The 14,546-nt window shown below is 64.0% G+C and carries 10 protein-coding genes; 7 read left to right on the forward strand and 3 right to left on the reverse strand.

Annotated elements, in window-relative coordinates; all coding sequences use genetic code 11:
- Positions 1-27: 27 nt before the first annotated feature.
- Positions 28-1,956 carry a biosynthetic arginine decarboxylase gene (gene speA / locus DXY35_RS04240; protein WP_115081266.1) on the forward strand — a complete coding sequence of 643 codons (1,929 nt, stop codon included), beginning with the start codon at positions 28-30 and terminating at the stop codon, positions 1,954-1,956.
- On the opposite strand, the gene alaS is transcribed toward speA, so the two are convergent.
- Entirely contained in the window at positions 1,953-4,616 is a 2,664-nt protein-coding gene (gene alaS, locus DXY35_RS04245; protein ID WP_115081267.1) for an alanine--tRNA ligase, read from the reverse strand. The two genes, speA and alaS, sit on opposite strands and share 4 nt — an antisense overlap.
- A 25-nt stretch (positions 4,617-4,641) precedes the next feature.
- Between alaS and DXY35_RS04250 the strand changes: the two genes are divergently transcribed.
- The 5 genes from DXY35_RS04250 (at position 4,642) to DXY35_RS04270 (ending at position 10,195) form a co-directional block, all read left to right on the forward strand.
- Entirely contained in the window at positions 4,642-5,058 is a 417-nt protein-coding gene (locus tag DXY35_RS04250) for a hypothetical protein (RefSeq protein ID WP_114987758.1), read from the forward strand.
- Complete coding sequence (locus tag DXY35_RS04255; protein ID WP_115081268.1) at positions 5,055-8,252, forward strand: DEAD/DEAH box helicase; 3,198 nt, start codon at positions 5,055-5,057, stop codon at positions 8,250-8,252. The genes DXY35_RS04250 and DXY35_RS04255 overlap by 4 nt, the downstream gene beginning before the upstream one ends.
- A gap of 2 nt (positions 8,253-8,254) precedes the next feature.
- Entirely contained in the window at positions 8,255-9,142 is an 888-nt protein-coding gene (locus tag DXY35_RS04260; RefSeq protein ID WP_115081269.1) for an SWIM zinc finger family protein, read from the forward strand.
- Positions 9,143-9,156: 14 nt separating this feature from the next.
- Positions 9,157-9,636 carry an MEKHLA domain-containing protein gene (locus DXY35_RS04265; RefSeq protein WP_115081270.1) on the forward strand — a complete coding sequence of 160 codons (480 nt, stop codon included), beginning with the start codon at positions 9,157-9,159 and terminating at the stop codon, positions 9,634-9,636.
- 166 nt (positions 9,637-9,802) lie between these two features.
- Entirely contained in the window at positions 9,803-10,195 is a 393-nt protein-coding gene (locus tag DXY35_RS04270) for an Hsp20/alpha crystallin family protein (protein WP_115081271.1), read from the forward strand.
- A 113-nt stretch (positions 10,196-10,308) separates the two neighbouring features.
- Here the strand turns inward: DXY35_RS04270 and DXY35_RS04275 are convergent, their stop codons facing one another.
- A complete protein-coding gene (locus DXY35_RS04275) occupies positions 10,309-11,604 on the reverse strand; it encodes an NRAMP family divalent metal transporter (RefSeq protein ID WP_115081597.1) in 1,296 nt (431 codons plus the stop codon).
- An 82-nt stretch (positions 11,605-11,686) separates the two neighbouring features.
- On the opposite strand from DXY35_RS04275, the gene DXY35_RS04280 reads away from it, so the two are divergent.
- Positions 11,687-13,435, forward strand: coding sequence for a diflavin flavoprotein (locus DXY35_RS04280; RefSeq protein ID WP_115081272.1), 1,749 nt, complete (start codon positions 11,687-11,689; stop codon positions 13,433-13,435).
- Here DXY35_RS04280 and DXY35_RS04285 read toward each other — a convergent pair.
- Entirely contained in the window at positions 13,429-14,529 is a 1,101-nt protein-coding gene (locus tag DXY35_RS04285; protein WP_115081273.1) for a hypothetical protein, read from the reverse strand. The two genes, DXY35_RS04280 and DXY35_RS04285, sit on opposite strands and share 7 nt — an antisense overlap.
- Positions 14,530-14,546 lie beyond the last annotated feature (17 nt).

The following is a 14,546-nucleotide window of genomic DNA, read 5'->3' on the forward strand; positions in this document are numbered from 1 at the left end:
CCGGCCATCCACTTCAAGCAGACGCAGGTGTCAGACAGCGAACACTGGTCGATTCAGGACAGTGCTGCGCTGTACGGCCTCGATCGCTGGGGCGATCCGTATTTCTCCATCAATGGGCGCGGCCACATCAGCGTTCAACCCCAAGGGGATCGCGGCGGCAGCCTAGATCTGGTGGATCTGGTGTCGGAGCTAAAAAGCCGCAACCTGGCGCTGCCGCTGCTGATTCGCTTCGACGACATCCTCGAAGACCGTTTGGAGCGGCTCCACGCCGCCTTTGAACGCGCCATCGCGCAGTACAGCTACCCAGGCCGGTACCAGGGTGTCTTCCCGGTGAAGTGCAACCAGCAACGCCACGTGGTGGAAGAGTTGGTGAGCTGCGGCAAACGCTGGAACTTCGGGCTGGAAGCGGGCAGCAAAGCGGAACTGCTGATCGCCCTCTCGCTGCTGGACGACCCCGAAGCGTTGTTGATCTGCAACGGCTACAAGGATCGGCTCTACATCGAGACAGCGATCCTGGCGCGACGTCTTGGACGGCAACCGGTGGTGGTGATTGAACAGCCGGACGAAGTCGACCGTATTATCGAAGCCAGCAAAAGCCTGGGAGCAGCGCCTTACATCGGTGTGCGGGCCAAGCTCTCCAGCCGCAGCACGGGGCGTTGGGGCAGCTCCGTCGGCGACAAGGCCAAATTCGGCCTTTCGATTCCCGAGTTGCTGGCCACAGTGGAGCGGCTGCGGGAGAACAACCTGCTCCCCGATCTGCGCCTGCTGCACTTCCACATCGGCAGCCAGATCAACGACATCGCCGTGCTCAAAGACGCCCTCCAGGAGGCGGGGCAGATCTATGTGGAGCTCACCCGACTGGGGGCTCCGATGGGGTTCCTGGATGTGGGTGGTGGACTCGGCATCGACTACGACGGCAGCCGCACCGCATCAGCAGCATCCACGAACTACTCGCTGCAGAACTACGCCAACGACGTTGTGGCCACGGTGCGGGAATGCTGCGAACCCAATGGTGTGGCCGTACCCACGCTTGTGAGCGAAAGCGGCCGCGCCATTGCCAGTCATTTCTCCCTGCTGGTGTTCGACGTGCTGGGCAGCAGCGCACTGCCGGCATCGGTTCCCAAGGCCAGCGGAGATGAACCACTCACCGTTCGCAACCTGCGGGACACCCTCGCCACGATTGAGGAGTTGTCAGCGACGGCGGATGCGCAATTGGTGCGTCTGCAGGAAGCCTGGAACGACGCCTTGAAGTTCAAGCAGGATGCGCTTGCCGCATTCCGGCTCGGGTACATGGGGCTGCCCGATCGCGCCACCGCTGAACAACTGACGTGGGCCTGTGCTGATGCGATTGCGCAGCGACTGCCCAAGGATCAAGCCATCCCAGAAGAGCTCGCAGCTCTGAACAAGGCTTTGGCGGGAACGTATTACGCCAACCTGTCGATCTTCCGCTCAGCACCCGACACCTGGGCCATCGACCAGCTGTTTCCAGTGGTGCCCATCCAGCAACTGGATCAACGGCCGACGCGACTGGCCAACCTCGCCGATCTCACCTGTGATTCCGATGGTCGTCTGGATCGCTTCATCGGAGATGGACAACCCAAACAGCTGCTGGAGCTGCACGAACTCGACGGCAACAACCCGTATTTGATTGGCCTGTTCCTAAGCGGTGCATATCAGGAGGTGATGGGCAATTTGCACAACCTGTTTGGCACCACCAACGCCGTTCACATCCGTCTGAGCCCCGGCGGTAGCTATCGCATTGACCACGTCGTGCGGGGTGACACCAATGCCGATGTGCTCGAGGCCATGGAGCACGACCCCCGTGCCTTGCTGGAGCGGTTGCGGGTGGCGGCGGAAGCGGCCATCAACAACGGCCAGCTGCGCATCGACGAGTCACGCCGGCTGCTGGATCACCTCGAAAGCAGCCTGCGACAGACCACCTACCTTCAGGACTAAGCCAACGCTGCCGCCAGCTCGGAGCGAGCGAACTCAAGAGCAGCAGGGAGGGCAGCACCATCGCGTCCCCCGGCCTGGGCCAGGTTGGGGCGACCACCGCCACCACCGCCGCACTGTTTGGCAATGCCGCCGATGAACTTGCCGGCCTGGAGCTTGGCAGCGATCACCTGCTTGCCGAAGGCCGCCACCAGGATCACCTTGCCCATGTCGCCGGGATCCGGCAGACCGCCGATCACCACGGCCGCACCATCCCCCAGCTGATCCGCCAGGCTCTGGGCTGCACCCTGCAAACCAGCGCCATCCACGCCGTCGAGGCGTTCCACCAGCAGTTGGAAGTCGCCCACGGGCTCGGCCTTAGCGGCCAGAGCGCCGGCCTTCGCCACCGCCAGTTCCGCCTGAGCCGCGGCCAGCGCCTTGCCGGTGGCCTTGAGCTCCTCCTGCAGGGAAGCCACACGATCAACGATCTCGGCCGGCTGAGCCTTGAAGCGATCCCCCAGCTGCTTCACCACTGCATCGCGCTCGTTCAGATAGGCGAGCACGGCAGGACCTGCGACGGCTTCAATCCGGCGGATACCGGCCGCAACGCCACTTTCCGCCACGATCTTGAACAGGCCGATCTCAGCGGTGTTGGCCACGTGGGTGCCACCGCAGAGCTCCATCGACACACCGGGCACGTCGACCACCCGCACCACATCGGCGTACTTCTCGCCGAACATCGCCACGGCACCGGCCGCCTTGGCCTGATCGATCGCCATCTCCTGCACCTGCAGCGCATGGGCCTCGTTGATCCAGCAGTTGATCAGGGTTTCAACCTGCTGCAACTGATCCGCCGTCACCGCCGTGGGGCAGTGGAAGTCGAAGCGCAGGCGATCGAAATCCACCAGTGAACCGGCCTGGCCGATGCCTGGATCCACTACCTGCTTGAGCGCTGCCTGGAGCAGGTGGGTGGCCGTGTGATTCGCCTGGGCCCGACGCCGGCAGGCACGGTCCACCTGGGCCTTCACGGTGTCGCGCAAGGCGAGCTCGCCGCGTTCCACCCGCCCTGCATGGACGAAGACATCGCGGCTGCGGCTCACCGACTCAATCCGAACAATCAGATCACTGCCCGCCAACACGCCGCGATCGCCCACCTGACCACCGCCTTCGCCATAGAACGGCGTGCTGTCGAGCACCACCTGAACCGCGTCACCCGCCTTGGCGGTGCTGGCTGGTTCACCGTTCACCACCAACGCCTGCACACAGGAGGCGTGATCGAGGGCTTCATAGCCCTCGAAACAGGTGGCCGCCTGATCCGCCACCACCTGGTCGATCGCATCCTGCAGAGTGAGGTCGATGCTCACCGCGGCCGCCTTGGCCCGCTGGCGCTGTTCCTCCATCGCCGCCTCGAAGCCATCGAGGTCAACGGCCAGGCCCTGCTCCTCGGCGATCTCCTGGGTGAGCTCCAGCGGGAAGCCATAGGTGTCGTACAGCTCAAAGGCCTGGGCACCGCTGATCTGGGTGGGCTTGGAGGCCAGCACCTCCGCCAGCAACTTCTCGCCGCGCTCGAGGGTCTCGAGGAAGCGGGCTTCCTCCCGCTGGAGTTCGGAAAGGATCACCTCCTGGCGCTCGATCACGCTGGGGTGTGCACCCTTCAAAAGGGCAATCGCCGCCTCGCCCATCGTGACGAGGAAGGGTTTATCGATGCCCAACAGGCGGCCATGGCGCACCACCCGGCGCAGCAGACGCCGCAGGATGTAGCCGCGGCCCAGGTTGCTGGCGGTGACGCCATCGCAGATCAGCTGCGTCACCGCACGGCTGTGGTCGCCGATCACCTTCAACGACGTCTTGCCCTTGTCGTTGAGCTGGTGGTAGTCGACCCCCGCCAGATCCGCGGCCGCTTGGATCAGCGGGAAGATCAGATCGGTTTCGTAGTTGTTGGGAACCTTCTGCAGAATTTGGGCCATCCGCTCAAGGCCCATGCCGGTGTCGATGTTGCGGTTGGCCAACGGCGTGAGGGTGCCCTCCGCGTCGCGGTTGTACTGCATGAACACCAAGTTGTAGAACTCGATGAAACGGTCGTCGTCCTCGAGATCGATGCCCTCATCCCCGAGCTCGGGTTTGAAGTCGTAATAGATCTCCGAGCAGGGGCCACAGGGGCCGGTGGGGCCGGAGGCCCAGAAGTTGTCGGCCTCATCCATGCGGATGATCCGCTTGGGGTTCACCCCCACCACATCGCGCCAGATCTGCTCGGCTTCGTCGTCTTCCCGGAAGACGCTCACCACCAGGTTCTTGGGATCGATGCCGTAAACGCCGGTGCTGAGCTCCCAGGCCCACTCAATCGCCTGCTGCTTGAAGTAATCCCCAAACGAGAAGTTGCCGAGCATCTCGAAAAAGGTGTGATGCCGGGCCGTGCGCCCCACGTTCTCGATGTCGTTGGTGCGGATGCACTTCTGCGAACTGGTGGCCCTGGGCGCGGGTCGCTCCTGCTGGCCCAGAAAAACCGGCTTGAACGGCAGCATTCCCGCAATGGTGAGCAGCACCGTTGGGTCTTCGGGAATCAATGAGGCGCTGGCCATCCGCTTGTGGCCGCGCTCGGCATAGAAGTTGAGAAAGGCCTCACGGATCTCCTCCCCACTGCGCGGTGCAGACGCTGCAGAAGACGACGATGCGGCGGCAACCATGACAGGAAAGGGGGATCCTGCCGTCATGATCGCCTTTGAACCGCCGGCGCCCGTGGCCGTTCCACCCAGTGATCCCGAGATTCGCCAGCGACTGCGGCTGCAGTCGATCGGTTGGGCGCTGGCTGCCGGCATCAGCGCAGGGCTGCTGAGCTTGCCCTGGGGTCTGGAAGCTGCGGTGCGTTCGGGCGGTTGTGGCCTCTTTTACGGCCTGCTGGCCTTCCACCTGCAACGGGTGGACCCTGATGACGGGCATTTGCAGGCAGGTCTGGTGGGGGCGGTCTGCGGATTGCGCAGCCTCGGCATGCCTCTACCCCTTGACAACTGGCAGGTCGATGGCCTGGCATCATTACTACTGGAGCTACTTCAGGCCTGGCTGCCGTTGATCGGCAGTGCTCTCCTGCTCCACGGCACCCTCCGCTTCCTGCCCGCGTCGCGGCCATGAGCCTGCTGCACGCCACCTGGCTTCCCGCCATCCGCACCTCCAGCAGTTCCGGTCAACCGGCACTGCTCGTTTGGGCTGACACCTGGCGAGTGGCAACACCGGAAGGCCCCGGCCTCACCCCCGCGCTGCACCCCTTCACCCTCAGCCATGACGACCTCAGGGCCTGGCTGAGCGAACGCGACCTTTTGCCGGGCGGCTGCATTGATGCCACGGCCTGTCTAACCCTGCCCAGCCGCACGGTGAAGCCGCGCAAAAGCCGCAGCAAAAAAGAGGAGCCAACGCCGGAACCACCGGGCTGGACCGGGCTACCGATGCAGGCCGGCGAACCAATCCCCAAACAAACCGAATGGTGGCCCTGGCAGGTGCAAGGGCTCGCGGTGGAACCATCGGCGGCCACGGAGTGGCTGTCCCGATTGCCCCTCTCCGGCACCAATCCAGACCTGGCTGACGAACTGCGCTGGTGGAGCCATCTGCAGCGCTGGGCCCTAAGCCTGGTAGCCCGGGGCCGCTGGATTCCCCAGATGGAGCTCAGCAAAGGGGAGGGCTATCCGCATCGGGCCCGTTGGGTGCCGCTGCTCAACCGGGAAGAGGACCGGCGCCGGCTCGAGGATCTGGCGGCCAGCCTGCCGCTGGTGGCCACCTGTGCCTTGCCCTGGCGGGAACCCCTGGGGCGCCGCAGCAACCGCACCACCCGATTGCGACCGGAGGCGATGCGGGCCGCCAACCCTGTGGCCAGCTGCCGGCCCCGCAGCGGACGCCTGCGGGTGGCAACGCTTCTGGAAGACCTGGTGGACGCGCAGCTGCGCAAGGACTTTGAACCATCCACCGATGGGCTTGATCCCCTGCTGACCCTCTGGCAGGAGGCCCTGGGGTCGGAGACCGGGGTGATCGAGATCGGTGATGAAGAAGCCGAACGCCTGGCCACCGCCAGCCATCACTGGAGGGAGGGCATCGCCGGCGGTTTTGCTGCGGCCCGCACCTGCCTTGAACTGCACACCCCACCGGAGGGAGAAGATCTCTGGGAGCTGCGCTTCGGGCTACAGGCGGAAGCCGATCCCAGCCTGAAACTCCCGGCCGCCGCAGCCTGGGCCTCCGGCGCCGAGATGCTGCAACTGGGGGAGATCCAGGTGGATCAACCAGGCGAAGTGCTGCTGGAAGGCCTGGGACGGGCCCTGACGGTGTTCCCACCGATCGAAAGGGGCCTGGAGAGTGCGACGCCGGACACGATGCAGCTGACCCCGGCCGAAGCCTTCGTGCTGGTGCGCACGGCGGCCCGCCAGCTGCGGGATGCCGGTGTGGGGGTGGAGCTGCCGCCCAGCCTCTCCGGTGGCCTGGCCAGCCGACTGGGCTTGTCGATCAAGGCCGAACTTCCAGAGCGCTCCCGCGGCTTCACCCTGGGCGAATGTCTGGACTGGGAGTGGGATCTGATGATCGGCGGGGTGACGCTCACCCTGCGGGAACTGGAGCGCCTGAGCGGCAAGCGCAGCCCCCTGGTGCGCCACAAGGGGGCCTGGATCGAACTGCGACCCAACGACCTCAAGAACGCCGAACGGTTCTGTGGCGCGAAACCGGAACTGAGCCTCGACGACGCGCTGCGGCTGACGGGAACGGAAGGGGAACTGCTGATGCGGATGCCGGTGCACCGCTTCGACGCCGGCCCAAGGCTCCAATCGGTGCTGGAGCAATACCACCAGCAGAAAGCGCCCGACCCCCTGCCGGCTCCCGAGGGATTCAGCGGTCAGCTACGGCCCTATCAGGAGCGGGGCCTCGGCTGGCTCGCCTTCCTGCACCGCTTCGACCAGGGGGCCTGCCTGGCTGACGACATGGGCCTGGGCAAAACCATCCAGCTGCTGGCGTTTCTGCAGCACCTCAAAGCAGAGCAGGAACTGAAACGCCCGGTGCTGCTGGTGGCTCCCACCTCGGTGCTCACCAACTGGCGACGGGAGGCGGAATCGTTCACCCCGGAGTTGAAGGTCACCGAGCATTACGGCCCCCGCCGCCCCTCCACACCCGCCGAACTCAAAAAAGCGTTGAAGGAGGTGGATCTGGTGCTCACCAGCTACGGACTGCTGCAGCGGGACAGCGAACTGCTGGAAACCCAGGACTGGCAGGGGGTGGTGATTGACGAAGCCCAGGCGATCAAGAACCCCGGCGCCAAACAGAGCCAGGCCGCCAGGGATCTGGCCCGACCCGGTCGCAGCAAGAGCAACCGCTTCCGCATCGCCCTCACCGGCACCCCCGTGGAGAACCGGGTGAGCGAACTGTGGGCCTTGATGGACTTCCTCAACCCCAAGGTGCTGGGGGAAGAGGACTTCTTCCGCCAGCGCTACCGGATGCCAATCGAGCGGTATGGGGACATGTCGTCCCTGCGGGACCTCAAAGGCCGCGTGGGTCCGTTCATCCTGCGCCGGCTGAAAACCGACAAAACAATCATTTCCGACCTGCCGGAGAAGGTGGAGCTGAGCGAATGGGTGGGGTTGAGCAAGGAGCAGAAATCCCTGTACAGCAAGACCGTGGAAGACACCCTCGATGCCATTGCGCGGGCGCCGCGTGGGCAGCGCCACGGGCAGGTGCTGGCCCTGCTCACCCGGCTGAAACAGATCTGCAACCATCCCGCCCTAGCCCTGAGCGAAGGAGCCGTGGACGATGGCTTCCTGGGCCGTTCGGCCAAGCTGCAACGGCTTGAGGAAATCCTCGATGAGGTGATCGAAGCGGGCGATCGGGCCCTGCTGTTCACCCAGTTCGCCGAATGGGGGCATCTGCTGCAGTCCTGGATGCAGCAGCGCTGGAAATCGGAAGTTCCCTTCCTGCATGGCGGCACCCGCAAGAGCGAACGGCAGGCGATGGTGGATCGCTTCCAGGAGGATCCCCGCGGGCCGCAGCTGTTCCTGCTCTCACTCAAGGCCGGGGGTGTGGGCCTCAACCTCACCCGAGCCAGCCACGTATTCCACATCGACCGCTGGTGGAACCCGGCTGTCGAAAACCAAGCCACCGACCGGGCTTATCGGATCGGCCAGACCAACCGGGTGATGGTGCATAAATTCATCACCAGCGGCTCGGTGGAGGAAAAAATCGATCGCATGATCCGCGAAAAATCACGCTTGGCTGAGGATGTGATCGGCTCCGGCGAGGATTGGCTGGGAAGCCTCGGTGGCGATCAATTGCGCGATCTCGTCGCCTTGGAGGACACCTGACCATGACCCTCAGCAACGGCAGCAGCAACAGCATCACCGCCATCGGCGACGACGGCCTGGGCCAACAGCCCTGGTGGGTCGAGCAGTGGATGGAGCTGATCAACGGCTACCGCTTCAAGAAACGGTTGGAGCGGGCCTGGGGCTACGCCCGTGAAGGCCATGTGACCTCGATCCGCTTCGAAGGCCGCCGCGTGCATGCCCGTGTTCAGGGCACCGATGAAGCGCCCTACAAAGTGAAGCTCTGGCTGGATGTGCTCAACGATGAGGACTGGGGCTATGTGCTGGAAGCACTGACCCAGAAAGCCCGCTGGTCGGCCCAGCTGCTGGCGGGGATCATGCCCTCCGACATCGAACGGGCGTTTGCCGCCAGCGGCAAACGCCTGTTCCCGTTCAAGTTGCAGGAGGTGCGCAGCGAGTGCAGCTGCCCCGACAAAGCCAATCCCTGCAAACACATCAGCGCAGTGTATTTCCTGATGGGGGATCGCTTCAGTGAAGACCCCTTCGTGCTGTTCCAACTGCGGGGCCGCAACCGGGCTCGGCTGCTGGAAGACCTGGCGGAACACCGGCGCAAGGCCCTGGCGGAGCGGGCGGCGTCAGCCAAGGAGGAGAACAAAGCCAGCACATCTGAAGAGGCAACACCGCTGCCGCCCCATGCGGCGGTGCAGGACCCGGCCCTGTGGTGGCGCTACAACCGCAGCCTCGATGGCGACCTGGTGGTGATCACCCCAGCCATGGAGGGCGACACGGGCCTCGATACCGCCGGAGAGCTGCCGCTGGCGGAAGACCCACGCTTCGCCGATGCGCGCAGCACCTTCCTTAACAACCTCAAGGCCCATGGTCAGGCCAGTGCCCAGAAGGCGATGCTGCAGGCCATGGCAGCCGGGAGCTAACGCAGAGCAAAGCCATGGGCCATGAAGCCGCCTGGCTCACCGCCGACAAACAAGCACTCGCCGCAGTGCTGCTGCAATCGCATCAACAAGCCTTCAGCAGGCCGCTGATCGCTTCCGCCCAACCGGGCCAGTCAAGGCGGCTGCTTTGCCAGAACCTGTTTGCCTGCGGCTTTCCGGTGCTGGCCCACGGCACGGAGCAGGATCCCGCACTCAGTTACGCCAACGCTGCGGCCCTGCTGCTGTGGGACAGCGACTGGAATGTGCTGATTGGCATGCCCTCACGGCTCACCGCCCCGGACAGCGAACGGGCGGAACGCAGCAGCGCACTGGGCCAGGCCAAACGCCTCGATGCCGTGCAGAACTATCGCGGCATTCGCATCAGCCGCAAAGGGCGGCGATTCATGATCAACAAGGCCCGGATCTGGACCCTGTGGGATGCAGAAGAGCGGGTCTGCGGCCAGGCGGCCTGCTTCAGCGACTGGTGGTGGCTTTAAGGAGATTCGGTTTCAACACCATCCCTGTGGTGCCAGCCGAACCTGGTGGTACAGACCGAATCAAAACGGACGGTTCTCACGCTTCTGGTTCTCATCCAAGCGGCGCAGATTGTGATGGCGGGCGATCAACCCAGTCCGCAGATGTTCATTCTTCGGAGCCACCATCATGCTGACCCTGCGCCAATCCCCCTTTGATCTGTTCGAGCGTCTCGAACAACAACTGGCCACCGCTGAGCGCGTTCCCAACGCCGAAATCCGCGAAACCGAGACCAGCTACACCGTGCAACTGGAACTGCCCGGGGTGGACCGCGACTCCATCGATGTCAAGGCCACCGATCGCAACCTGGTGATCAGCGCCGAACGCCCAGCCACAGACAGCAACGACAGCAACACACCGCTGCTGAGCGAATTCCGCAGCGGCACCTGGAGCCGCAGCTTCCGTTTCCCCCACAGCCTCGATCGCGACCAGCTCAAGGCCAGCTATCGGGACGGCATTCTTGAAATCAACGCCGGCAAAGCGGTGGAACACACCAGCGTTTCGGTGAAGGTGGAGAGCTGATCAGAACCTGAGCACTGAAAGCCTTGGGCTGGACAATCCCAACACACCCAGACAAGAAGAACGGAAGCCCAACCCCTGCCCACGGCAGGGGTTTTTTTGAAGCAAGGGCGAAATCAGCCGCCGAGGCCGAGGAAGAAGCGGCCGATGAACAGCAGGCTGAAGCCACTGAAAAACACCAGACCGAACCAGCAGAAGGCCTGGGTGAGCCGCCCATAACGGTGCTCCACTGGAACCAAGGGGCTGTTGATCGTGTCCATAGCCATCCAGGCGAACAGAGGAGCCGTGAGGAAGCTGCCGGTCATCGCCCCGAAGACGAAATCCTTCACGCCGATTCCGCCGCTCTTGGCCACCACCAGCGCCAGCACAGCGGCCAGGAAATGCACGATCACCCAGATGTCGAAGCGACGCTGCATGGGCCCCGGCGCTGAATCCCCACTGTCGTGATGACGCAGCAAGCCCTGGATCGCCGCAATGCTGCGGGGGTAGGCATCGAGGCAGGTGAGGGTGGTGCTGAACATGGCGGAAAAGGCCGCGGGGATAATCACCCAGGCCGCCCAACCACCCATGGCGGCGGTGTAGAGCTTGATCAGCTTCTGGGCGAAGGACACGCCACTTCCGGCGAGCATTCCGTCACCGCTGCCGTACATCGTGTAAGCGCCCAGGATCACAAAGAACATGGCCGTCACGACGGTGACGCCATAGCCGAGGTTGAAATCAAACTCGGCCTCCTTCGGCGTTGCGGTGTGTTCGGTGTCGCGCGCACGGGAGAACATCCACAACGACGGCCACACGCACATCTCAACCGGGCCTGGCATCCAGCCCATCAGGGGAATCAGGAAGGCCAGGTTGGCCAGGGTCCAGGGGCTGGGATCCGTGCTGACCCAACTGGCCGCCACATCCCCGACGGGGCCGCGGATCAGCAGTGATGCAGCCGCCACCCCCGTGAGCAGGGTGAGCAGCACCACCAACAGTTTGGAGAGACGGTCGAGCGCCCAGTAATGCCCCAGCAGCAGCACCAGGCCACTCACCGCCAGCACGGCGATGGACAGGCCGTAGGGATCCAACCCCGCCAGCAGAGGGATATTGGTGAGCAGCAGCCCCGCCACAAAACTCACCGCCGCGATGGTGAAGGTGCCGGTGACCAGGCTCACCACCAGGTACAGCGGCAGGTAGAGGGGATTGCGTTTCTGGAACCCCTCCAGCAGCGACAGTCCGGTGGCCGCTGTGAAGCGGGTGCCCACGCGCAAGAACGGGTACTTGATCAGATTGGTGAGCAGGATCAGGCCCACCAGCGCAAAGCCGAATCGGGCTCCCGCCGTGGTGGACGACATCAAATGGGATCCACCGATGCAGGCACCGGCCAAGAGGATCCCGGGTCCAATGCTGCGTCGCAGCGTCGATGACGCCATCACAAGGTTGCAGTTGATACCAGTCTCCGCCGCTTTGCCCCGCTGAATCTCCGTAGAGTCGACTTCCGTCACGGTCGGTTTCATGGTCGTTGCTCCCGCTGCTCCGAAGCTGTCGCTGCAGTGCGAGGCCATCGCCGCCGACACCACGACGATTCGTTCCCTCGACTGGGACCGCAGCCGCTTCGACATTGAATTCGGCCTGCGCAACGGCACCACCTACAACGCCTTCCTGGTGCGGGGTGAACGCACCGCCCTGATCGACACCAGCCACGCCAAGTTCCGCGACACCTGGATCCCCCTGCTCAAGCAGCAGATCGATCCAACTGCGATCGATGTGTTGATCGTGAGCCACACCGAACCCGACCACTCCGGATTGATCGGTGACCTGATCGATCTCAATCCCGAGATCGAAATCGTGGGATCGAAGGTGGCGCTGCAGTTCCTCAAGGACCAGGTGCACAGGCCGTTCAAATCCCGTGCGGTGAAGTCGGGCGAGGAATTGGATCTCGGCACCAACCCCGAGAGCGGCATCCAGCACCGCTTCGAATTCCTCAGTGCTCCGAACCTGCACTGGCCGGACACGATCTTTTCCTTCGATCACGGCACAGGCATCCTCTACACCTGCGATGCCTTCGGCCTGCATTACTGCTCTGACGACGTCTTCGACGCCGACCCCGGCGCCATCGCCCCCGATTTCCGCTTCTATTACGACTGCCTGATGGGCCCCAATGCTCGCAGCGTGCTGCAGGCCCTCAAGCGCATGGATGGCCTGCCGGAGATCAACACCATCGCGGTGGGCCACGGACCGCTACTGCGGCATCACCTCAGCCACTGGATCAGCGACTACCGCGAGTGGAGCGGCCAGCGCAGCAAGGGCGAGAGCTATGCCGCTGTTTGTTATCTGAGCCAGTACGGCTTCTCCGATCGGATCAGCCAGGCCATTGCCCACGGCATCGGCAAGGCGGATGCCCAGGTGCAGCTGGTGGACCTGCGGGCCACCGACCCCCAGGAACTCACCGCCCTGGTGGGCGATGCCAAAGCTGTTGTGGTGCCGACCTGGCCCGCGGAACCGGAACCGGATCTCCAGGCCTCGATCGGAACCCTGCTGGCGGCCATGCATCCCAAACAACTTGTGGGGGTGTACGACGCCTTCGGCGGCAACGATGAACCGATCGACGCCGTCGCCGATCAACTGCGCAGCCAGGGGCAGAAGCAAGCCTTCAGCCCATTGCGAATCAAACAACTGCCCCAGGGCAGCGACTACCAACGCTGTGAGGAGTCGGGCACCGACCTCGGCCAGCTGTTGACCAAAGAAAAGACGATCGCGGCGATGAAAAGCCTCGATGGCGACCTCGACAAGGCCCTGGGTCGCATCAGCGGTGGCCTTTATGTGGTGACCGCCAGCCAGGGAGAGGGCGAATCACAACGCCGCAGCGCCATGGTGGCCAGCTGGGTGAGCCAGGCCAGCTTCACCCCACCGGGCCTCACCATCGCCGTCGCCAAAGACCGGGCGATCGAAGCCCTGATGCAAGTGGGCGACCGCTTCGTGCTGAACGTTCTACGGCAGGACAACCACCAACAATTAATGCGCCATTTCCTCAAGCGCTTCCCCCCCGGCGCCGATCGTTTCGCTGGGGTGAACGTGCTGGAGGGAACCGCCGATGGCGGCCCGGTGCTCGCTGATGCCCTGGCCTTTCTGGGCTGCAGGGTCGAGCAACGGATGGAAGGCCCTGATCACTGGATCATCTATGCCGTAGTGGAGCAGGGCAACGTGGCTGATGCCGAGGCCAGCACCGCGGTGCATCACCGCAAAGTGGGCAACCACTACTGAGCCGGCAGCTGATCCAGAGCATCCAAAAGGTTGCTCAGCAAGGCACCCACGTGCTGGCTTCTCCGCCATTCACGACGGTTGAGCCAAGGGTCTGAGCAACGCCGCCACCAACCCTGCTCCGCCGGCTGGCAGAGCATGACGCCACGGTGATGAGGCGCCAGAAACACCGCGGCGGCCAGGAGGTTGGTGCCGAAGCCCAGCAGCTGCCAAGGTCCACTCGCTTCAGACGACCATCCGCTCGACAGACGCACCTCCAGAGGGTCTGTCGAGCCGAGCACCTGGAGCGGAGCATCGGGACGCAACGGAGCCAACAGCCGTTCGATCAAGCCATGGTGTGATTCGTTCTTGGGATGGGCTTGCACCCTCAACGGTGCAGCCGCGGGCAGGGGGCGCCAGGCCGAACGAACGGCACGCCTTACATAGGAACCGTTCTCAATCACCGGCGCCTGGCGCCAACCCAGCGATCGCCCCATCAGGCGCCAGCGAAAGCGCCAGGTCTTCAGTTTGAGGTATGGCAAACAGAGCATCAGCCCTGGCGCAGGGTTGCCATTGGTGGAAGGGGAGTCGGCGAAAGCCGCGCGACACGTGGCGCAGAGCTCGAGCAAACAACGCAGCCGACCTGGATCGACAGGCTGATTGAACGGAATCAGGGGATCCTGTCGGACCACAGCTTGGCCATCAGCGCAGTGCAATCGCCGCAACATCCGTTGGCGTTCCCGACGCCCACGCCGTGAATACAGCCGCGTCTCAACCCCAATCGATTCCCCCAGTTCCACCACCTCTGAGGCCTGATAGGTGCGCAGCATCTGCTGGCCTTCGCGATCGTCCAAGCGCGGCAGCAGCAACAAGCTGCAGGCCCTGGGCTCCGGCTCAGTGAAGGCGCTGTCTCCGGCGATGAACCGGCAGTCATGCCCATCCTGAGCCGCAAGATACCGCAGCAGCGGCTGGAAGGCCTTGGCCGAATGGCTGAGGTCGTCGCGATAGAGCGAGACAACCTCCAGCCGGGTGCCGCGGATCCCTCTCCAGCGCAGATAGGCCAGTGCCGAGAGGGTGGTGATCAGCTGGGAGGAGAGAACAACAACGCTCTGCGCCAAAGCCCTTCTGCTCCCAT

Origin of the sequence: Synechococcus sp. N32, from assembly GCF_900473895.1 — a bacterium.
GTDB lineage: Bacteria > Cyanobacteriota > Cyanobacteriia > PCC-6307 > Cyanobiaceae > Parasynechococcus.

What these genes read in the sequence shown, in the direction of transcription:
- alaS (WP_115081267.1), bottom strand. Translation starts at nt 4,616, where the DNA reads ATGGTTGCCGCCGCATCGTCGTCTTCTGCAGCGTCTGCACCGCGCAGT.
- DXY35_RS04250 (WP_114987758.1), top strand. Translation starts at nt 4,642, where the DNA reads ATGATCGCCTTTGAACCGCCGGCGCCCGTGGCCGTTCCACCCAGTGAT.
- DXY35_RS04255 (WP_115081268.1), top strand. Translation starts at nt 5,055, where the DNA reads ATGAGCCTGCTGCACGCCACCTGGCTTCCCGCCATCCGCACCTCCAGC.
- DXY35_RS04260 (WP_115081269.1), top strand. Translation starts at nt 8,255, where the DNA reads ATGACCCTCAGCAACGGCAGCAGCAACAGCATCACCGCCATCGGCGAC.
- DXY35_RS04265 (WP_115081270.1), top strand. Translation starts at nt 9,157, where the DNA reads ATGGGCCATGAAGCCGCCTGGCTCACCGCCGACAAACAAGCACTCGCC.
- DXY35_RS04270 (WP_115081271.1), top strand. Translation starts at nt 9,803, where the DNA reads ATGCTGACCCTGCGCCAATCCCCCTTTGATCTGTTCGAGCGTCTCGAA.
- DXY35_RS04275 (WP_115081597.1), bottom strand. Translation starts at nt 11,604, where the DNA reads ATGGCGTCATCGACGCTGCGACGCAGCATTGGACCCGGGATCCTCTTG.
- DXY35_RS04280 (WP_115081272.1), top strand. Translation starts at nt 11,687, where the DNA reads ATGGTCGTTGCTCCCGCTGCTCCGAAGCTGTCGCTGCAGTGCGAGGCC.